This is a genomic window from Pseudomonas anuradhapurensis, from assembly GCF_014269225.2.
Classification (GTDB): Bacteria; Pseudomonadota; Gammaproteobacteria; order Pseudomonadales; family Pseudomonadaceae; genus Aquipseudomonas; species Aquipseudomonas anuradhapurensis.
In genome coordinates, this window is sequence record NZ_CP077097.1 from 2,828,226 (window position 1) to 2,848,430 (window position 20,205).

Annotated in this window: 19 protein-coding genes and 1 riboswitch; of the genes, 8 read left to right on the forward strand and 11 right to left on the reverse strand. The window is 64.8% G+C overall.

All coding sequences use genetic code 11. The annotated features are described in order from the left end of the window. Position 1: 1 nt before the first annotated feature. Together cobN and cobW are read right to left on the reverse strand one after the other, a co-directional pair. On the reverse strand, positions 2-3,763 hold the full coding sequence (gene cobN, locus HU763_RS13120; RefSeq protein WP_186685716.1) for a cobaltochelatase subunit CobN: 3,762 nt from the start codon (positions 3,761-3,763) through the stop codon (positions 2-4). A gap of 3 nt (positions 3,764-3,766) precedes the next feature. After that, the gene (cobW, locus tag HU763_RS13125) at positions 3,767-4,834 is read right to left on the reverse strand and encodes a cobalamin biosynthesis protein CobW (protein WP_186676679.1); all 1,068 of its coding nucleotides are present in this window, start codon (positions 4,832-4,834) and stop codon (positions 3,767-3,769) included. 100 nt (positions 4,835-4,934) lie between these two features. Beyond that, positions 4,935-5,147: riboswitch (cobalamin riboswitch) on the reverse strand. Positions 5,148-5,298: 151 nt separating this feature from the next. On the opposite strand from cobW, the gene HU763_RS13130 reads away from it, so the two are divergent. Next, positions 5,299-6,339, forward strand: a complete 1,041-nt coding sequence (locus HU763_RS13130; RefSeq protein WP_264081851.1) for a branched-chain amino acid aminotransferase — start codon at positions 5,299-5,301, stop codon at positions 6,337-6,339. A 79-nt stretch (positions 6,340-6,418) separates the two neighbouring features. On the opposite strand, the gene HU763_RS13135 is transcribed toward HU763_RS13130, so the two are convergent. Beyond that, a complete protein-coding gene (locus HU763_RS13135; RefSeq protein ID WP_186685712.1) occupies positions 6,419-6,874 on the reverse strand; it encodes a multidrug/biocide efflux PACE transporter in 456 nt (151 codons plus the stop codon). A 93-nt stretch (positions 6,875-6,967) separates the two neighbouring features. Here HU763_RS13135 and HU763_RS13140 point away from each other — a divergent pair, with 93 nt between their 5' ends. Then, complete coding sequence (locus HU763_RS13140; RefSeq protein WP_170030175.1) at positions 6,968-7,822, forward strand: LysR family transcriptional regulator; 855 nt, start codon at positions 6,968-6,970, stop codon at positions 7,820-7,822. Between the two features lie 254 nt (positions 7,823-8,076). On the opposite strand, the gene HU763_RS13145 is transcribed toward HU763_RS13140, so the two are convergent. The 3 genes from HU763_RS13145 to HU763_RS13155 form a co-directional block, all read right to left on the reverse strand. After that, on the reverse strand, positions 8,077-8,970 hold the full coding sequence (locus HU763_RS13145) for a DUF2950 domain-containing protein (RefSeq protein WP_170030176.1): 894 nt from the start codon (positions 8,968-8,970) through the stop codon (positions 8,077-8,079). Continuing rightward, positions 8,967-10,430: a DUF3300 domain-containing protein gene (locus HU763_RS13150; RefSeq protein WP_186685710.1), complete on the reverse strand. Its 1,464-nt coding sequence runs from the start codon at positions 10,428-10,430 to the stop codon at positions 8,967-8,969. Before HU763_RS13150 ends, HU763_RS13145 begins: the two co-directional genes overlap by 4 nt. Positions 10,431-10,601: 171 nt before the next feature. Next, positions 10,602-11,261: a VIT1/CCC1 transporter family protein gene (locus tag HU763_RS13155; RefSeq protein WP_186685708.1), complete on the reverse strand. Its 660-nt coding sequence runs from the start codon at positions 11,259-11,261 to the stop codon at positions 10,602-10,604. A 129-nt stretch (positions 11,262-11,390) separates the two neighbouring features. Here HU763_RS13155 and HU763_RS13160 point away from each other — a divergent pair, with 129 nt between their 5' ends. After that, the gene (locus HU763_RS13160; protein WP_186685706.1) at positions 11,391-11,642 is read left to right on the forward strand and encodes a hypothetical protein; all 252 of its coding nucleotides are present in this window, start codon (positions 11,391-11,393) and stop codon (positions 11,640-11,642) included. Between the two features lie 81 nt (positions 11,643-11,723). Beyond that, positions 11,724-12,443 (forward strand): TorF family putative porin, encoded by a 720-nt coding sequence (locus HU763_RS13165; RefSeq protein ID WP_186685704.1) that lies wholly within the window; start codon positions 11,724-11,726, stop codon positions 12,441-12,443. Here HU763_RS13165 and HU763_RS13170 read toward each other — a convergent pair. The 4 genes from HU763_RS13170 to HU763_RS13185 form a co-directional block, all read right to left on the reverse strand. After that, positions 12,440-13,312, reverse strand: coding sequence for a DMT family transporter (locus tag HU763_RS13170; protein WP_186685701.1), 873 nt, complete (start codon positions 13,310-13,312; stop codon positions 12,440-12,442). The two genes, HU763_RS13165 and HU763_RS13170, sit on opposite strands and share 4 nt — an antisense overlap. A gap of 108 nt (positions 13,313-13,420) precedes the next feature. Next, positions 13,421-13,831, reverse strand: coding sequence for a RidA family protein (locus tag HU763_RS13175; protein ID WP_186685699.1), 411 nt, complete (start codon positions 13,829-13,831; stop codon positions 13,421-13,423). A 100-nt stretch (positions 13,832-13,931) separates the two neighbouring features. Continuing rightward, positions 13,932-14,144 (reverse strand): PLD nuclease N-terminal domain-containing protein, encoded by a 213-nt coding sequence (locus HU763_RS13180; RefSeq protein WP_186685698.1) that lies wholly within the window; start codon positions 14,142-14,144, stop codon positions 13,932-13,934. A 105-nt stretch (positions 14,145-14,249) separates the two neighbouring features. Further along, a complete protein-coding gene (locus tag HU763_RS13185; protein WP_186685697.1) occupies positions 14,250-14,720 on the reverse strand; it encodes an FAD/FMN-containing dehydrogenase in 471 nt (156 codons plus the stop codon). A 160-nt stretch (positions 14,721-14,880) separates the two neighbouring features. Here HU763_RS13185 and HU763_RS13190 point away from each other — a divergent pair, with 160 nt between their 5' ends. Continuing rightward, a complete protein-coding gene (locus HU763_RS13190) occupies positions 14,881-15,888 on the forward strand; it encodes a GlxA family transcriptional regulator (RefSeq protein WP_186686033.1) in 1,008 nt (335 codons plus the stop codon). A 30-nt stretch (positions 15,889-15,918) separates the two neighbouring features. Here the strand turns inward: HU763_RS13190 and HU763_RS13195 are convergent, their stop codons facing one another. Then, positions 15,919-16,590: a TetR/AcrR family transcriptional regulator gene (locus tag HU763_RS13195; protein ID WP_186685696.1), complete on the reverse strand. Its 672-nt coding sequence runs from the start codon at positions 16,588-16,590 to the stop codon at positions 15,919-15,921. Positions 16,591-16,838: 248 nt separating this feature from the next. On the opposite strand from HU763_RS13195, the gene HU763_RS13200 reads away from it, so the two are divergent. The 3 genes from HU763_RS13200 (at position 16,839) to HU763_RS13210 (ending at position 20,168) form a co-directional block, all read left to right on the forward strand. Beyond that, positions 16,839-17,819 carry an aliphatic sulfonate ABC transporter substrate-binding protein gene (locus HU763_RS13200; RefSeq protein WP_186685695.1) on the forward strand — a complete coding sequence of 327 codons (981 nt, stop codon included), beginning with the start codon at positions 16,839-16,841 and terminating at the stop codon, positions 17,817-17,819. 14 nt (positions 17,820-17,833) lie between these two features. Continuing rightward, positions 17,834-19,195: an LLM class flavin-dependent oxidoreductase gene (locus HU763_RS13205; protein WP_186685694.1), complete on the forward strand. Its 1,362-nt coding sequence runs from the start codon at positions 17,834-17,836 to the stop codon at positions 19,193-19,195. Between the two features lie 136 nt (positions 19,196-19,331). Further along, positions 19,332-20,168, forward strand: a complete 837-nt coding sequence (locus HU763_RS13210) for a bifunctional allantoicase/(S)-ureidoglycine aminohydrolase (RefSeq protein ID WP_170030190.1) — start codon at positions 19,332-19,334, stop codon at positions 20,166-20,168. Positions 20,169-20,205: the final 37 nt, after the last annotated feature.

Sequence of the window (20,205 nt, forward strand, 5' to 3'; positions counted from 1 at the left end):
TTCAAGCCTGTTCCTCGCCGTCGAGCAGTTGCTCCTCGAGGGCTTCGCGGTAATCACCCGGCGCCTGCCACAGGCCGCGTTGCTGGGCCTCCAGCAGGCGCTCGGTAAGGTCGCGCAAGGCCTCGGGGTTGTGCTCGCGCATGAAGTTGCGGGTCGCCGGGTCGAGCACATAGGCATCGGCCAGCGACTGGTAATGATGGTCGTCGATCAGGTGCGTGGTGGCATCGAAGGCAAACAGGTTGTCGACCGTCGCCGCCATCTCGAACGCGCCCTTGTAGCCATGGCGCTTGACCCCGTCGATCCACTTCGGGTTGAGTGCACGGGCGCGGATGACCCGGTTCAGCTCTTCCTTGAGGGTACGGATGCGCGGTCGGTCGGCCTGGCTGTGGTCGCCGTGGTAGCTGGCCACCGCCGCAGCGGACAAGGTTTCCGACGCCGCCAGCATGCCACCCTGGAACTGGTAATAGTCGTTGGAGTCGAGCAGGTCGTGCTCGTGGTTGTCCTGGTTCTGCAACACCGCCTGCACCCTGGCCAGGCGCTGGGCGAACTGGGCGCGGGCCGGTGTCCCGTCGTCGCTGCCGCCGTAGGCATAGCCGCCATGGTTGAGGTAGACCTCGGCCAGGTCGTCGCGGCTGTGCCACAGGCGCCCGTCGATGGCGTTCTGCACCCCTGCGCCATAGGCCCCGGGTTTGGCGCCGAACACCCGCCAACCAGCCTGGCGCGCAGCCTGCTCGGCATCCAGCCCTTGCGCCTGCAGCGTGGCACGCTCGCTGCGCACCCGGGCAGCCAGAGGGTTGAGATCGTCCGGCTCGTCCAGCGCAGCGACCGCCTGCACAGCGGCATCGAACAGGCGAATGAGGTTGCCGAAGGCATCGCGGAAAAACCCGGAAACGCGCAAGGTCACGTCCACCCGCGGGCGGTCGAGCAGGCTCAACGGCAGGATCTCGAAATCGTCGACACGCTGGCTGCCACTGGCCCAGACCGGGCGTACCCCCATCAGTGCCATGGCCTGGGCGATGTCGTCGCCACCTGTGCGCATGGTCGCCGTGCCCCATACCGACAGGCCGAGCTGGCGCAAGTGGTCGCCATGGTCCTGCAGGTGACGTTCGAGGATCAGGTTGGCCGAGGCGAAGCCCAGGCGCCAGGCCGTGGTGGTGGGCAGGTTGCGCACATCCACGGTATAGAAGTTACGACCGGTGGGCAGCACATCCAGGCGCCCACGGCTGGGTGCACCACTGGGGCCGGCAGGCACGAAACGCCCTGCCAGCGCGGCCAGCAGGCCGCTGATTTCGGCGTTACCGCAGGCGTCCAGGCTGGGTGCCACCGTTTCACGCAGGGCCTGCACCACGTCATGGACCGGTTGCCATTCGCCCTCTGCCGGTAACTGTACGGTGCCATCCAGTGCCTGCTCGATTACCTGCAAGGCCAACAGTTCGAGACGTTCGCGGGTGTCGCCACAGGTACGCCAAGGTTCGTCGCTCAGGGCCAGCAGTTGCGCGGGTCGCACGCCCTGCCACGGCTGGCCGAGGTCACAATCGAGCGGGTCGAAACCCGGCACCAGCGCCTTGGCCAGCACGCGCAGCAGGCTGGCATTGCCGCCGCGACCATCGCCCCGCTCGACCCGTAACAGCGCCAGCAGGGTATCCACGCGCAGCCGCCCTTGCGGCGACTGGCCGAACACATGCAGGCCATCGCGAATCTGCGATTCCTTCAGGTCGCACAGGTAGGTGTCCAGGCGCGGCAGCCACACGGCGGCATCATCCAGTTGCCCTTCCAATTGCAATTCGCGGTCGATGTGGTTGGCCTTGACCAGTTCGAGGATGTCGCGCTGCAGCTCGCGGGCACGCCTTGGGTCGAGCAGTTGCGCTTCATAGAATTCATCCGCCAGTTGTTCCAGATGGCGCAACGGGCCGTAGGTTTCGGCGCGCGTCAGCGGCGGCATCAGGTGGTCGATGATCACCGCCTGGGTGCGCCGTTTGGCCTGGGCGCCCTCGCCCGGGTCATTGACGATGAACGGGTAGATGTTCGGCAGCGGGCCGAGCAACGCATCCGGCCAGCATTGCGCTGACAAGCCGACGCCCTTGCCGGGCAACCATTCGAGGTTGCCGTGCTTGCCCACGTGGATCACCGCGTCGGCGGCAAAGGCATGGCGCAGCCAGAAGTGAAACGCCAGGTAGCCGTGGGGCGGCACCAGGTCGGGGTCGTGGTACACCGCGCTGGGGTCCACCTGGTAGCCGCGGGCCGGCTGGATACCGACGAAGGTCAGGCCGAAGCGCAGGCCGGCCACCATCAGCCGGCCACTGCGGTACATCGGGTCCTGCTGCGGCGGCCCCCAGCGTTCCAGCACGGCCTGGCGGTTGGCCTCTGGCAGGCGCTCGAAGGCAGCCTGGTAATCGGCCAGGCTCAGGCTTTGCGCGCAGGGGCGCAGGTCCAGCAGGTCAAGGTCATTGGTCACACCACCCAGCAGTTGCTGAATCAGTTGCGTGCCGCTGCCCGGCAAATCGGCCAACGGGTAACCTTCGGCCCGCAGCGCCTTGAGGATGTTCAACGCAGCCGCTGGCGTGTCCAGGCCGACACCGTTGCCGATGCGGCCATCCCGGGTCGGGTAGTTGGCCAACACCAGGGCCACCCGCTTCTGGGCATTGGGCAAACGCGCCAGCTCGACCCAGCGGCGGGCCAGCTCGGCGACGAAATCCATGCGTTCGGGGTGGGCACGGTAGCAGACCACGTCGGACTGGCTGCGCTCGCTGCGCCAGGCCATGTCCTTGAAGCTGACCGGGCGGGTGATGATGCGCCCGTCCAGTTCCGGCAAGGCAATGTGCATGGCCAGGTCGCGCGCGCCCAGGCCTTGCTCGCTGGCTTCCCAACCGGGCTGGTTGTCCTGCGCGCAAATGGCCTGGAGCACCGGGATGTCGCGACGGAACGGGCGCAGGTTGGGCCGTTCGGGGCTGGACAGGGCAAAGCCTGTGGTATTGACCAGCACCTCGGCGCCAACCTCGTCCAGCCAGGCTTCGACCTGTTCCAGGCATGCGCTTTCCTTGAGGCTGGCCACGGCGATCGGCAAGGGGTTGAGGCCGGCAGCCTGCAGCCGTTGGCAGAACACGTCGATGAACGCGGTGTTGGCCGCCTGCAGGTGCGAGCGGTAGAACAGCAGCGGTGCCACCGGCTGTTCGGGGTGCCACTGCGGGTACCAGTCCTCCAGCGTGGCGCTGCCCTTGGCCGGGTGATACACGGCGGTGCGCGGCAAAGGCTGCGGCTCGTCCCAGGCATAGTCGCGGCCCAGCCACTGGCTGGCCAGGCAGTTGAACAGGTTGATGGCATTGGCCTTGCCGCCCTGGCGCAAGTAGTGCCAGAGGCGCTCGGCCTGCTCGCCGCTGACACTGCCCAGGCTGGTCAGCTCCGGGTCCGGGCGGTCGTCGCCCGGCACCAGGATCAGTTGCACGCCACGGCCGGCCAGTTCGACCAGTTGCTCGACGCCATAGCGCCAGTAACCGACGCCACCGTGCAGCGACACCAGGATGACCTTCGCATGGCGCAGTACCTGGTCGACGTACAGGTCGACCGAGGCATGGTTCTGTACCTGCATCGGGTTGGCCAGGCGCAGGCTGGGGTAATCCTCGGGCAATTGCTCGGCGGTATCGGCGAGCAATGCCAGGTGCGAATCGCCGCTGCAGAGAATCACCAGCTCGGCGGGCGTCTGGCCGAGGTCGGCAATGCTGTCATCCGGCACGAAGCCGCCGGGCTGGGTCCGCAGCAGGTGCATGGGTCAGGCGCCTAGTGCCTGGCGCAGGCGCGCTTCCAGCTGGGCGGCGTCGAGGTCCTGGCCAATCAGCACCAGGCGGGTGATGCGCGGCTCGTCGGCGCGCCAGGCGCGGTCGAAGTGCTTGTCGAAACGGGTACCCACGCCTTGCACCAGCAGGCGCATCGGTTTGCCGGGGATTGCAGCGAAGCCTTTGGCGCGCAGGATGCCGAACTCCACCACCAGCTGGGTCAGGGCATCGAGCAGCAGGCTTTCGTCGGCTTCGGGCAGGTCGATGGAGATGGAGTCGAAGGCGTCGTGGTCATGATCGTCATGGTCATCACCGTCATGGTGGGAATCATGGTGGGTACGGCGGCCATCGATGTGCGCCTCGGACTCGGCGCCCACACCCAGCAGCACCTCCAGCGGCAGCTTGCCGCTGCTGGCCTCGACAACCTTGACCGCCGGAGGCAGTTCTTCGGCCACCTCGGTGCGGACCTTGGCCAGGCCTTCGGCGTCGATCAGGTCGGCCTTGTTCAGCACCACCAGGTCGGCGCTGGCCAACTGGTCGGCGAACAGTTCGTGCAGTGGCGACTCGTGGTCCAGGTTGGGGTCGAGCTTGCGCTGGGCATCGACCTGGTCCGGGTAGGCGGCGAAGGTGCCGGCGGCCACCGCAGGGCTGTCGACCACAGTGATCACCGCGTCGACTGTGCAAGCATTGCGGATTTCCGGCCACTGGAAGGCTTGCACCAGCGGTTTGGGCAGCGCCAGGCCGCTGGTTTCGATGAGGATATGGTCCAAGTCGCCACGGCGTGCCACCAACTCGCGCATCACCGGGAAGAACTCTTCCTGCACGGTGCAGCACAGGCAGCCGTTGGCCAGTTCGTAGACCCGACCGCTGGCTTCTTCCTCGGTGCAACCGATGCTGCACTGCTTGAGGATTTCACCGTCGATGCCCAGTTCGCCGAACTCGTTGACGATTACCGCGATGCGGCGGCCCTGGGCGTTGTCGAGCATGTGCCGCAGCAAGGTGGTCTTGCCCGAGCCGAGGAAGCCGGTGACGATGGTGACGGGGAGCTTGGCCAGTGTTTTCATGTCGCATTGCCCTTGGCAGATTGGCGCGGGCATGCAGGACGACAGCCGCAGGCCAGGCCGGCCGGGCTTGTTCGCCACCGGATCACCCCGCCCGGTTGAAAGTCGAAAACGTGCCGAGGCAGGTCTCCTGGCTCGCACCGTTCCAGTTGCTCGCCAATGCGGCAGGCTGGCGGGATGACGCCTTCCCGCGCGCGGGCGCAGTGGCTGTGTCGATCCGTTGTCGGTGCTTACAGTTGCGGGGGCAGCCGCGGCTTGTACCGCGTTCCCGTCTTAGCTTCGGCCTGGCCGAAGAACCTCGAAGTGGCAAGGCTACGCAGTGGTTGGCGGGTGGTCAACCATTGCCGCTGGGGCTTGCCTCGATATGTTCAGCGCCTGGGAGTTTCGTGACTGGCCGTTCCCGATCTGCCGCGGATGTATTATGGTGGCGTGGTGCGCATATAACAGCAGCCCGAGTGATTGGGCACTTGCAAGACAATGAGGGTGTCATGAGCAACGAAAGCATTAATTGGGACAAGCTGGGTTTCGACTACATCAAGACCGACAAACGCTACCTGTCCGTATGGCGCAATGGCGAGTGGGACAAAGGCACCCTGACCGAAGACAACGTGCTGCACATCAGTGAAGGCTCCACGGCCCTGCACTACGGCCAGCAATGCTTCGAAGGCCTCAAGGCCTACCGCTGCAAGGACGGTTCGATCAACCTGTTCCGCCCGGACCAGAACGCCGCACGCATGCAACGCAGCTGCGCCCGCCTGCTGATGCCGCAGGTGCCGACCGATGCGTTCATCGAGGCGTGCAAGCAAGTGGTCAAGGCCAACGAGAAGTTCGTCCCGCCACATGGCAAAGGCGCCCTCTACCTGCGCCCGTTCGTGATCGGCACCGGTGACAACATTGGCGTGCGCACCGCCCCCGAGTTCATCTTCTCGATCTTCGCCATCCCGGTGGGCTCGTACTTCAAGGGTGGCATGAAGCCGCACAACTTCCAGATTTCCAGCTTCGACCGCGCGGCCCCGCAAGGCACGGGCGCGGCCAAGGTCGGTGGCAACTACGCCGCCAGCCTGCAGCCGGGTGCCGAAGCGAAGAAGGCCAATTTCGCCGACGCGATCTACCTCGACCCGCTGACCCACACCAAGATCGAGGAAGTCGGTTCGGCCAACTTCTTCGGCATCACCGCCAACAACGAGTTCGTCACGCCGAAATCGGCCTCGGTGCTGCCAGGCATCACCCGCCTGTCGCTGATGGAACTGGCGCAATCGCGCCTGGGCCTGACCGTGATCGAAGGCGATGTCGAAATCAACAAGCTGGACCGTTTCGTCGAAGCCGGCGCCTGCGGTACTGCTGCGGTGATTACCCCGATCGGCGGCATCGAGTACAACGGCAAGCTGCACGTGTTCCATGACTTGGAAAAGGTCGGCCCGGTTACCCAGAAGCTCTACAACGAGCTGACCGGCATCCAGAGCGGTGATATCGAAGCACCGGCAGGCTGGATCGTCAAAGTCGCCTGAGGCGCCTTGGCGGAATGAAAACGGGGCATGCCAGCGATGGCATGCCCCGTTTTTTGGCATTCAAGGAACTTGCGCGCGCCTACAGGGTGCGTGTCGGGCTGGTGACTGGTGCAGCACGGCGCTGCAGGAACAGGTGCCGTGCCCTGTCGAACGCCCAGTTGTACAGCACGGTGTAAGGCAGGATGATCACGAAGAAGCCCAGCTCCACCATGAACGCCTGCACCAGGGAGATATCCAGCATCCACGCCGCCAGCGGCAGGCACCAGACCACCAGCCCCGCCTCGAAACCCAGGCCGTGCACGAACCGTGCGCGGGCCGTCCAGTGGATCCGCTCAAGCCGTACATGGCGATCGACCAGCGCGTTGTAGACCATGTTCCACAGCATCGCGATCAGCGACAGCAGCACCGCCAGCATCCCTGTCGTTGCCAGCGACTTGCCCATGATCCAGGACAACAGCGGCGCACACAGCAGCACGGCGAACACTTCATAACCAACGGCATGAACCAGGCGTTCAATGAAGGAAACGTTTTTCATGGCAAAGCCCATCATATTGCTTGAGTCGTGCTTCCCATTTTCTTTGTTAAAACTGATACTCGCGACATAGCTACCATCGGTTTTATCAATACCATGCGCTACTCACCCGAAGCTCTGCTCGCCTTTGTCGAAGCCGCATCGCTGGGCTCGTTCTCCGCGGCAGCGCGCAAGCTGCGTAAAAGCCAGTCCACCATCAGCATCGCCATCGCCAATTTCGAGGCTGATATCGGCTGCCCATTGTTCGACCGCAGCGGTCGCCACCCCACCTTGAACCAAGCGGGCCGGCAAGTGTTGAGCCATGTCGAGGCGATTCTCGATGCCAGCGCCCAGCTTGATGCCTTGGCGGTACGGCTGGCGGAAAAGGTCGAGGCATTGGTGTCGGTGGTGATGTCGGACAGTTACAGCGTCACCTTCCAGGGCGCGCTGATGGCCCGCTTTGCCGAGCGTTATCCGCATACCGAACTGCGCTGCGGCCCGTCCGAAGATGCCGATGTCATCGAGCTGATCCAGCAGGGCCTGGCGCAGATCGGCATCCTTGCCGCGCAACCTGGATACCCCGCAGACGTGGCCGTCGCCCGCTTGCCGGAGCAGGCGGAGTTCGGTGTGTACGTGGCCAGCGATCACCCGTTGGCGAACCGGGCTCCGTTGCAAATGCAGCACCTTGAAAGCACGCGCCAGCTGTACATCAGGACCTATGCCCCCAGCCCGCATCAAGGCCGCGGCCAGGCCTGGTCGGCGCCGGACTACCTCACCCTGCTGGAGTTCGCCGTGCGCGGATTCGGCTGGGCCGAACTGCCCAGGGCGCTGGTGGCGCGGTTTGGCAACGGGTTGCTGGAGCTGCAGGTGGCCGGTTACCCACGGCGTGTCGCCATGGATGTGGTCTGGTCAGGCAGGCAGGCGCTGGGGCCTGCTGGGCAGTGGCTGGTGCGGCAGATGTTGAGGCAGTAGGCGGATCGCGCCGGCAGCCAGCCGAAGCTGCTGGGCAGCCCGCTCGCACAAGAGCGCTAAACCGAAGATTCCTACGATGTTTTAGGAAGCTTGTTGCTCGCCCTTCAGCCCTGCCGCCACCCGGCGAACCCAGAGACCACGACGACGTGCTTTGGCGTGAATTCGCTCTGCGTTTGGCCCCGAAGGTGAACTGGCCGGTCGACATGGACCTGGAATCGCGAACCGCGCCCTGAACCCTCACGGGACTCGCCCCCTCAATCCTCCGCCGGCACCTCCACCACCTTCCAGCTGTCATCCGGGTCGAAGCGCTTCATCTGCCTGGCCAGGTGGTCACCTTGCGGCCCGAGGTCCTTCTCGAACACCTCGCCGTCATGGCTGATCATGAAGCTCATCACCCCGCTGTCGTCGTACTTCGCCGGCCAGGCGACCATGGCAAAGCCGCGGCTCATGTGCTTGCCGATCAGGTAGCTGTAGGCACCGCCGGGGGCGGATGGGCCTTGTGCGTCGAGGATGCGGAAGTGGTAGCCATACCACGCGTCGCCGACCACGTCCTGGCCAAACAGCGGGCCCAGTGGGCTGACTTGCCCGTCGCCGTCATCATCCCAGTACAACCCGTCATGCTTGCCAGGTTCGCTGAAGATCTTCTGCGCATATTCCAGCGCGCCGTCACCGTTACGGTCCTGAGTGGCGTAGTCCATCTGCGCGTCGTGGTAGGCCAATAGTGATTGCATGGCCCCCAACTCGTTGCGGCCAATACGCCGGGCGCGGATTTCGGCACTGCCGGCCTTGAGGTCGAAGCGCCAGCCCTGGCTACCTTGAGTTAGCGGGATGGGCAGCGTCCAGTGTTCACTGCCCACCGCGAGGATGGCCTTGCCATCCCCCGACCTGTCGATGCTGTGCTGCGCGCGATACTGCTCCAGGAACGTGTCCACGTCACTGCGTTGCACACCGCCGCGCGGTATGTAGATACGCCAGTCATCGCCCAGCAGCTGGGCCAGACGGGCTTCATCGGGTTTCTCCTCGCCCAGCGCCGCAACGAAGGCGTCCACGGCCTTTTCTGGCGTGGCGAAGGCTTCCTGCGCCGCAGCCACGGTTGGCCAAAGCAGACCCGCTGCGATTAGCAGCGCCGCTATCGATAGACGGTTCATCGACGGCCACCTCCCCCGCGGCGTACAGGCGCACTGGGCCGGAAGATCGTGTGCCCGGCGGCACGCGACGCGCCTGGCCGCTGGGCGAACGACTGGCTGGTGCGACCACGGCTGGCCTGCATGCTGGTGCGCGACGGCGCTCGCACGCCATCAAAGGCATTGTTGCGGGCCCGACCGGCACTGCTGCCGGGCCGGTTCTGCGCGAGTTGCCGCGCCTGGCCTTCACCCTGCCTGCGCGGGGTCACCTGGTTGTTCTGCAGGCGCGCCTGAGTGCTGCGAGCGTCCTGACGGCGCTCGGCTGCCCTGGTGTCGTTGGCACGCGTTTGCAGGCGGTTGCCCACCGTATTGCCTGCTTGCGCCTCGCGCATCTGCTGGCGCGCCTGGCGATTGCTGGTGGCCGGCCGTTCGATACCAGCCCGGTCCATGGACGCTCGGGCCTTGTCGCGGGCCTGGGCGCGCTGGGCGTCATCACCACGGAAGGCGGTACGCTGGCTGGCACCGTCGAGCTGGCGACCATATTGCTGCCGGCTGCGGGCATCGCGGTACGGCACGCCGTCGCGGTTGGCGGCGTTGTGCTGCCATTTGTTCTGGGTGTTGCTGATGCGGTTGTTGGCATTGATGTTGTTGTAGCGGTCGACGTCGATATCGATGTCGTGGTTGTCCCAGTCGCAGTCCCCCCACAACGAGGCGACGATCGCCACGCCGGTACCAAAGGCCAGGCCGGCAACCAGCGCGGAACCGGGGTAGTACATGGGCGGCGGCGGGTAATACGGCGGCGGCGAGGCTGGGTAGGCCCAGCTGCCATAAGCAGTGGTTGGGTTATAGCTGGGCACGTACACCACTTGCGGGTCGGCCGGCTCGATGACGATGGTGGTGGGCGGGCTGCTGGCCGCGACCACCTGGGTTGTGCCACTGCTGGCGGCCGGCGCTGGTGCCGGGGCGGCCTGCACGGTCACGTTCTGGTACTGGTTGCTCTGCAGGTTACCCGCCGCCTGGGCCTGGTGACGCAGGCGCTGCACGCCGCCCATGACATCGTCGGGCTGCGCGAGGAAGGCATCGCCCAGCCGCTGCACCCACACCGGGTCCTGGCCCAAGGTGGCCAAAACCTGGGGGAAGGCCACCAACGCTTGTACGCTGGGGTCCCAGGGCTGGTTCGCCACCTGCTTGACGGCCGCGTCACCAGAGGCCTTGGGGTTGGCCTTGGACCAGCTCACCGCTTCGCTGACCTGCCCAGGGTAGGTGGCGGCCATCAGCACCTGGGCCAGCAAGGCATCGGGGTACAGGGCAATGGGCGCGAGCATCTGGTCCAGTTGTTCCTGGCTGAACACCGGGTCCTTGGCCACCACCGTCTCGGCTTGCGGTGCCGGGTCCGGGGCGGGTACGTCTTCTGCCGACACCGGGCCAGGCATTGCGCTCAGATACAGCAGCACCGACAACACCATTGACAATGGCTTGCGCATCGCTTCTCTCCACGAGGCCGGACCGCGTGGGTTAAGGGTAGCAACGGCCATGCTTTTGGCCAGATGCACAGGCGCAAACTTTTCATGCACCAAAGTTGCCAGCTGCAGCAGCTCGTTACCGGCCTCTTCGCGGGTGATGCAGTGCCCATCCAGGTCCTTGGAGAAGGCACCTCAACCCCCCAGGGCAATGATCGCCAGGATCAACGCCGCCCCGACAGCCGCCAGGACCACTCCGGTCAACTGGGTGCGACCACCGGAATACCGCGCCAGCAGCCAGCCTGCCAGGTACAGCATGGCCAGGGCCACCAGGTGAGATACGCGGATGGCCGTGGCAGTGGTATCGATCAGCAAGAACGGGATCACCACCGGGAACGTCGCCACCACCACCAGCAGGAACGTGGCCAGGGCGGCCTTGAAATCGTCCAGCCCCAGGCGGGCCGGTATCGGGCGGGCGGCATCCCGCAGCATACGCTCGCGCAGCACTTCAAGCCCGTCCTCATCCAACGCCAGGCTGATGCGCGCCGGCAACGCAGCGGCAATCAGCCTGCGCGCCTGGCTGCCCTCGCCGGCCTGCATGCGGGCCAGCAGCGTACGGCTGCGGGTGCGCTCGGTCCAGGTGCGCAGCAGGTAGATGACTGCATCGGCCAGGCCCCAGGCCAGGTTGCAGCCGAACGCGGCAATCAGCATCAGCCGGGCATCTTCGCGCCCCGCCGTGGCTACGCTCAGCGAGCCGATGAAGGTCATGGCCATCAACAGCCCGAAGATCACTTCGGTAATACGGTCAATCGGCTCCAGCACTCCCCATTTGCGCGGTTGCTCGTCTTGCCCCATCACGCCCTCCCGGTTCTGCAGGAACCATCGATAGTCACTATCAAGAACGGCAATTTCTGCCCAATGGCCTGGCCGAATACCCTGGCTCCATCGACTTGACCTTCACCACACCGTTCCTGGAGCTACCCGATGAACACCCTGGCCCGCCTGCTGTCCGCCACCCTTGCCACTGTTGCGATCGCCAGCGCCAGCGGCTGTGCCAACCACCCCGAACTGCGCCCCTACAGCGCCGAAGAAACCCGCCAGCTGCAACTCGAGGCGCTGCAACGGCGTGGCCTGTCGCTGGACGATTACGAGCAGCAACGGCGGGTGATCCAGCGTGCCGGCAGCCTGCCTGTGGTGACCGAAGCCACCGACAGCGACGGTTCGCGCAACGGCTGAACAGGCCCGCCAGAGGTTCCCTCCGTCCTCCCGCACCGGTATGCTTTACCGCTCAAGCACAAGCCTTCCAGGATGGAGACCATGACCAGGCCCCTTCTGTTGTTGGGTGCGGCACTGCTGTTCTGCCCTGTGCTGCTGGCCCAACAGATCAAACGCGAACTGGGCGATTTCGACTTCACCCTCGGCACCAGCCCCTCACGCAGCATGGCCCAAGGGCTGATCTCGCCCACGGCGATCGGTGCGTTCCACGGTGGTCTCGACTTCAACCACCCCAGTGGCTGGTACCTCGGCCAATACGCCCCAAGCATGGGCGTGTCACCTGATTCCACCCTGCGCCTGGACAGTTACCTCGGCTACAAGCAGCGCTTCGACAGCAGCCTGGGCTACGAGGTGGGGTTGATCCAGTATAGCCAGCCAAACATCGCCGGCTCCGACAGTTATGCCCTGTACGGTGGGGTGTCGGTACTGGGCAGCCGTTTCGGTGGCGCGCTGCGCGACAGCCCTGACCATCGCACCGGCACGCTGTTCGCCGATTTCGGCCAATTGCCGCTGTTCGGCGTCGAGCTCACCGCCAAGCTCGCTCATCACCGCCTGGGCCAGCCCTTCACCCTTGGCGATGGTAGCCAGGTGAACGGCTTTTCCGATTGGTCGCTGGCGTTGTCCCGGCCCTGGCTTGGCATTGACCTGGACCTGATCTACAGCGACTCCAACCTCAGTGGTGGCGCTTGCGATGCGTATTCCGGCAGCAACAGCTATTGCGACAGCATGGTCACGCTGAAGGCGCAGCGCAGGTTCTTCTAGCGTTTTCGCACCAGGGCCAGGGCTATGCCGCCGAGCACAACGACGCACGCCAGCAGCAAGCGCAACGACAACGTTTCACCGATCAGGGCAACCCCACCCAGTGCGGCGATCACCGGTACGCTTAGCTGCAAGGTTGCCGCCTGTTGTGCACTGATCTGCCTGACCACGCTGTACCACACGGCATAGCCGGCACCTGATGCCAGGACGCCGGAGCCCAGGGCAAACAACACGCCCAATGGGGTCACCTGCAGCTCGGCGCCCAGTAACAGCATCGGTGCCAGCAGTACCAGGCACGGCAAGCTCCGGGCGAAATTGCCAGCAGTGTCCGCCAGCGGCCTGGGCGAGCCTTTGCCGAGTAGCGAATACACCCCCCAGGACACGCCGGACGCCGCCATCAGCAAGGCACTGGCCAAGGGTGGCGCTGCGCTGCCGGGCAACAGCAGCAGCAAAAGCCCGGCAAAGGCAATCAGCATGCCCAGCAACATCCGCGCGGTAATCCGTTCACCGGAGTACCAGGCGAAACCGAACATGGTGATCTGCACTGCACCGAACAACAGCAACGCACCGGCACCGGCGCCCAGTTGCAGGTACGCGGCAGAAAACAGGAACGCATAGAGGAACAAGGCCAGGCCACCCCGCCAGCTGCCGCCCATGGCCAACACCGGCTTGCGCAGGCGGATCAGGACCAGCAAAAACAGTGCGCCACTGGCCAGGCGCACCACCGTGAAGGATGCCGGGTCGATGGCGCCATCCTTCAGCGCCAGGCGACAGAACACCGAGTTGGCAGCAAAGGCCACCAGGCTGAACAGTGCAGGCCACAGCCAGGGCCGGGCCTTGCGGTGGTAGAGCGTGGTGGTGCCGGTACTCATGGTGTGGTCACCTCTGAGAAGGAATTGTTGTTATAGCGGCCATGCTGATCTGACCAGCACCGATATACAACAGCCTGTTCCGTTGCCGCCACCAGCGCATCGTCGGCGCTACAGCGCTGCCACCGCCTCAATCTCCACCAGCATGCCGTCCAGCGCAAGCCGCGCTACCGGTATCAACGTGCAGGTCGGTTTCAGGTGCGGGCCCCAAGCCTTGTCAGCCTCGGCGACCCACTCCCGCAGGCGCGTTTCGGAGTGGTCGACGATCAACAGCGTCAATTTGAACACCTGGGCCAAGTTGGCTCCTTTTGAGGCCAGGGCCACTTCCAGGTTGGCCAGCGCCTGGCGTGCCTGCTCGGCGAACAGCGGCGACAGCTGCCCGTCGCGGCCTTCCCCGCCCTGGCCGGCGATGAACAGCAGACGGGTGCCGGCCCGGACCTCGGCGACATGGGAATAGGCATTGTCGCTGGGGTCGTACAGGCCTTCGGGATTGCTCAGCTGGAACGCGGTTGAATGGGTCACGGTCAGTCCTCGATTGGTTGAAAGCGTGACGCAGTATCGGACCTCGAGTTAACTCGAGGTCAAGGGCGATCAGGCGCCCCCGCGCCTGATGCCGATCAGCTTATTTTTCCTCCAGTACCGCCCTGCCCTTCACCGCCCGCGGCCCGCGCCAGGCCCAGAACAGCAGGCCGGGGAATGGCGCGTAGACCACGAACACTACCCACAGCATCTTGCGCTCGGCGCGCCGGTCACTGCCAATGATGTGCCAGATGGCCCAGATTTCCAGCACGATCACCAGCATGGCGACGATGAACCAGATCGTTCCAATTTCCATGAGCATCCTCCCAATGGCATGTAATGCATTTGGGTTTCGGAGGACGCCCGGGGTTCAGATTTATTTGTCCAGGCTCACCGACAACAAGGCCGCCCCCGGCCGGCTTCAGTGGCGGGGTGCATTTTCCAGCGCCGCCTTCAACGCCGCCGCATCGGCAAACGCCTGCTGGCTCACCAGCTTGCCCTGCTCCAGCTGCAGCCACTGCACCTGGCCGTCCTGCCCGGGATAACGGCTGGCTACCCGCCCATCACGGTCAAGCAGCACGCGGTAGTGGTAGTCACGCATGGCGGGAATGGCGAACAGCTTGCTGATCAGCGCCGGCATGCGCTGGATATCGGCGACGAATACCGCATCGCGCGCTTCCAGGTAACCCTTGGGCTGGTCGGCCAACGCCGCCTTGACCAGCTTGGCTCCGTCCATGTCGCGGGTTACCAGCAGGATATGCGTGCCGACATCGAGGCTGTAGGCCTGGTCGTATTGGTCGAGCAACGTCCACGGTGCGAGCTTTTCGCCCGGTTCCAGGGCATTGGCCAGCAGTGGCATCAGGCAAAGCAACACGGCAGCGGCGTATTTCATCAAGGCATCCTCAGTGGCGGGAGCATCAGCATAACGGTAACCGACCCAGCCAGACAGCTTGCCTGAACACGACCTCGAATATGCCAGCGCCACCCACGAGATTGTCTTTCCAACGGCCACCCGCCACACTCTCCAGGCCAGCCCGGAAGCGGAGTCCAGAGTGCCCACGCCACGCCAGTTCAGCAAGAAGACCAGTACCAGCAACATGCTGCGGCTGAAGTCCAACAGCGCCAGTGCCCAGGCCCCTTACCGGGTCGATTTCGTACTGCTCGAACACTTTTCGATGGCCAGCTTCACCGTGGCCATGGACGTGCTGGTCACGGCCAACCTGCTGCGTGCCGACAGTTTCCGCTTCACCCCGCTGTCACTGGACGGCGACCGTGTGCTCAGCGACCTGGGGCTGGAGCTGGTGGCCAGCGAAATGTCTGCCGAGGCGTTGAAGGAACTGGACCTGTTGATTATCTGCGGCGGCTTGCGCACGCCGCTGAAATACCCCGAGCTGGACCGCCTGCTGGGTGACTGCGCTGCTCACGGCATGGCCTTGGGCGGCCTGTGGAACGGTGCCTGGTTCCTTGGCCGCGCCGGGGTGCTGGACGATTATGGCTGCAGCATCCACCCCGAACAGCGCGCCAGCCTGTGTGAACGCAGCCCACAAACCCGCATCACCCCGGCCAGCTTCACCCTCGATCGCGACCGCCTCAGTGCCGCCAGCCCCAATGGCGCCATGGAGCTGATGCTGGGCCTTGTGCGCCGGCTGTATGGCGACGGCCTGGCCGAGGGCGTGGAAGAGATCCTGTCGTTCTCCGGCGCGCGCTACCGCCAGGTTGGCCCAGGGGCGAAGAAATCCATGAGCCTGCACCTGCGCACCATCGTCGAGCTGATGGAGAACAACCTCGAGGAAACCCTCAGCCTCGACCAGCTGGCCGTCTACAGTGGGCGCTCGCGCCGGCAGATCGACCGCCTGTTCCAGGCCCAGCTGGGTACCTCGCCGCGGCGCTACTACATGGAGTTGCGCATCACCAAGAGCCGCCGCCTGCTGCAGTACTCCGACCTGTCGGTGATGGAGGTTGCAGTGGCCTGCGGTTTCGTCTCGGTATCACACTTCAGCAAGTGCTATGCGGCGTACTTCGGCTACCCACCATCGCGTGAGCAGCGACTCGGCGAATGACGGCCCGCCCAAGCATCCAGAAAATACCGATCAGGCGCGGATATAGCGCAGCACTGCATCACAGATCATGGCTTTGTGGCGCTGCTTGACCTCGTCAGCGGCGAGGTCGATCTGGAAGATCTCGCCAAAGGTATGGCGATTCGATACCCGGTAGAAGCAGAACGAACTCATCAGCATGTGCAGGTCGATGACCTCGATGCCGGCGCGGAACACACCTTCCTCGACACCCCGGCGCAGGGTATTGCCCAGGGCCTCGAGCACCAGGCTGCTCATTTCGCGGATCGTCGGCGACTGCTTCACGTACTCGCCATAGTGGATGTTCTCGGTACAGATGATCCGCACGAAGTCGACGTTGCGGTCGTGGTGATCGAAAGTGAACTCCACCAGCCGGCGGATCGCCTGCTCGGCCGGCAGCGACTCCAGGTCCAGGCTCTGCTCGGTCTTGCGGATATCCCCGTACAACTTGACCAGGCACTCGCAGTACAGCTGCTCCTTGCTGCCGAAGTAGTAGTAGATCATGCGCTTGGAGGTGGCGGTGCGCTCGGCGATGGCGTCAACACGAGCACCGGCCAGCCCTTGCTGGACGAACTCGTGGATGGCGGCCTGAAGGATGTCCTCACGCGTTTTCTCGGGGTTGTTCTTGCGCGTCTTGCGCCCCCCTTCGATTTCAGGCTGGCCGAGGCTGACTACGGAATCACTCATACCCACTCACAGGCTGTTCATTGGATTGCCCGGATTATCCGTGAGCAGGGCCATACAGGGAAGCGCGCCGTTGGTATGGCGGCCAGACGCTTTCCGGGCCGCTGACGCGTCGGGCACATTTCACATAAAACAAAATGATATGTAAATGACTAAACATTCTAACGAAATGGAATATAAAAATTGAAAGCCCAACGCCAGCTCCTTAGTCTGGACGCACCGTTTCCCTACCGACTCAAGGAGCAATGCCCATGCCCAACCGTGCTTTCTCCCCCCTACGCCGCCTGCTGCTCGGCGGTCTGCTGGCCAGTGCCGCCAGCGCCCTGCTGCCTTGGTCGCAAGCCTTGGCCGACGAGGCCAGGACACTGCGCATTGGCTACCAGAAGTTCAACAGTATCAACATCCTCAAGGGCAGCGGCGCCCTGGAGAAGGCTCTGGCACCACAAGGCGTAACCGTCAGCTGGCATGAGTTCGCCGCTGGCCCGCAACTGCTCGAAGCGCTGAGCACGGGCGCCATCGACCTTGGCCATGCCGCCGATGCCCCCTCGGTATTCGCCCAGGCCGCAGGCAAGCCGGTGGTGTACCTGGCTGCCGAGCAGCCCTACCCACGTGGCATCGGCCTGGTGGTGCGCGAGCAGGATCACCTGGCCAGTGTCCAGGACCTCAAGGGCAAGCGCGTCGCCACGGGTCGCGGCTGGAATGCCCAATACCTGCTGGCGGTTGCGCTGGAGCAGGCCGGCCTCAGCTACCGTGACATCACTCCAGCCTACGTCAACAACGCCGCCGATGCCGTGGCCGCCCTGCAATCAGGCAGCGTCCAGGCCGTGACCCTGTGGGACCCGTTCCTGGCTGCGGCAGAAAGCCAGCCAGGCCTGAAAAACCTGCGCGACGGCAGCGGCCTGTCCAACAACCGCACCTTCTACCTGTCCACCGCCAGCTTCGCCGACCAGCACCGTGACCTGCTGAAAACCTTCTTCAGCGAACTGGGCAAGGTCAGCCAGTGGGCCAATGCCAAGCCTGATGAAGTCGCCGCGCTGCTGGCCCCCCAACTGGGGATCAGCGCCGACGTGCTGCAAGTGGCCAGCGAGCGCCGCAACTACAACGCCGTGGCGATCACCCCGCAGATCGTGGCCGAGCAGCAGAAGCTGGCCGATACCTTCCAGGGCCTGGGCCTGATTCCGCGCAGGCTGCAGGTGGCCGATGCGGTCTACCCGGCTTCCGTGCTGCCTTGAACGGAGCCCACAGCATGCCCCGCCCGATCCGCTTCAATGCCTTCAGCATGAACGCCGCCAGCCACCAGTCGCCCGGCCTGTGGCGCCACCCGCGCAACACCAGTGTGAACTTCAACCGCCTGGGTTACTGGACCGACCTGGCCCGCCTGCTCGAACGCGGCCTGTTCGACGCCCTGTTCATCGCCGATGTGCTGGGCATCTACGACGTCTACCAGGGCGGCCCCGAAGCCGCCCTGCGCGGCGGCGTGCAGGTGCCGGTCAACGACCCGCTGCTGCTGGTGCCGGCCATGGCCGGGGTTACCGAACACCTGGGCTTTGGCGTCACCTTCTCGCTCACCTACGAACACCCCTACCCGTTCGCCCGGCGCATGTCCACGCTCGACCACCTGAGCAATGGCCGCGTCGGCTGGAACATCGTCACCGGCTACCTCGACAGCGCTGCAAGGAACCTGGGCCTGGCGCAGCAACTGGGCCACGACCAGCGCTACGACCTGGCCGAGGAATACCTGCAGGTGCTGTACAAGCTGTGGGAAAAAAGCTGGGACGAAGACGCGGTGCTGCTGGAGCGTGACAGCGGGCGGTATATCGAGCCATCCCGGGTGCACCCTATCAGGCATGCCGGCGAGCACTTTCAGGTACCCGGCATGCACCTGTGCCAGCCGTCGCCCCAGCGCACGCCAGTGCTGTTCCAGGCCGGCGCTTCGCCGCGCGGCCAGCAGTTCGCGGCGCGCCACGCCGAGTGCGTGTTCATCAGCGGGCCGACGCCCACGGTGCTGTGCCGCTACGCCGACGGCATTCGCCAGGCCTGCGAGGCCGCCGGGCGCGACCGTGACGCCGTGCTGATCTACGCCCAGGCCCTGGTGATTGTCGCCCCCACCCAAGAACAAGCCGAAGCACGCTTCGCCGAGTACCGCCGTCATGTGGACCTGGACGCCGCCCTGGCGCTGCTGTCGGGCTGGACCGGCATCGACTTTGCTGGCCTCGATCCCGACGCGCCGATCGAATATGTCGAGAACGATGCCGGCCGCGCAGCCCTGGCCGCCTTTACCGCGGCCGACCCGAACCGCCGCTGGACCGTGCGCGAGGCCGCCGAATTCGTCGGCCTGGGTGGCCGGGGCCCGGTGCTGGTCGGAGCTCCCAGCGAAGTCGCCGACCAGTTGGAAAGCTGGTTGGAGGAGACCGGCATCGATGGTTTCAACCTGACCTACGCCGTGCAACCGGACGACCTCGCCCAGGTGGTGGAGCTGCTGGTACCCGAGCTGCAACGGCGTGGCCGCTACCCGCTGAGCTATGCCGAGGGCAGCTTGCGGCACAAGCTGTTCGGCCACGGTGACCGTTTGCCGGAAGCGCACGCAGGTCGCCAGGTCAGCATTTAGCTGGCAAATACCGGGTATTCCAACATTTAATTTGTGGATGGAACGCTCTCGCCCCTATTCTGTCGCCACATCCCCTGCGCCGCACCGGCCGGTGCGGTTCACGGCATGGGGAGAGAACAACAAGTCGAGATCGTCCATGTCGAACCATTCCTACTTCGCCCCCCACGGTGGGCACCCGGCTCAGACCGAGCTGCTGACTGACCGTGCCATGTTCACCGAAGCCTATGCCGTCATCCCCAAGGGTGTGATGCGCGACATCGTCACCAGCCACCTGCCGTTCTGGGACAAGATGCGCATGTGGGTCATCGCCCGCCCGCTGACCGGCTTTGCCGAGACCTTCTCGCAGTACATCGTCGAAGTCGCCCCGGAAGGCGGCAGCGAGCGCCCCGAGCTGGACCCGAACGCCGAAGCGGTGGTGTTCATCGTCGAAGGCGAACTGGACATCACCGTCGAAGGCAAGCACCACACCCTGGTACCGGGCGGCTACGCCTTCCTGGCACCCGGCGCCGAGTGGAGCCTGCGCAACAACAGCAAGGCCAACGTCACCTTCCACTGGCTGCGCAAGCATTACCAGAAAGTCGAAGGCCTGGACGTTCCGGAATCCTTCGTGACCCACCGTGACAACGCCACCGTCATCGAAATGCCAGGCACCGAAGGCCGCTGGGTCACCACCCGCTTCGTCGACATGGCCGACATGCGCCATGACATGCATGTGAACATCGTCACATTCCAGCCGGGCGGTGTGATTCCGTTTGCTGAAACCCACGTGATGGAGCACGGCCTGTACGTGCTCGAAGGAAAGGCGGTGTACCGCCTGAACCAGGACTGGGTCGAAGTGGAAGCCGGCGACTTCATGTGGCTGCGCGCCTTCTGCCCGCAAGCCTGTTACGCCGGTGGCCCAGGCAAGTTCAGCTACCTGCTGTACAAGGACGTGAACCGCCACGTGCACCTGACCTTGAACCCCAAGCGCTAAGCCCTGGCTGATGCCCACAAGCCCGCCAATCTGGCGG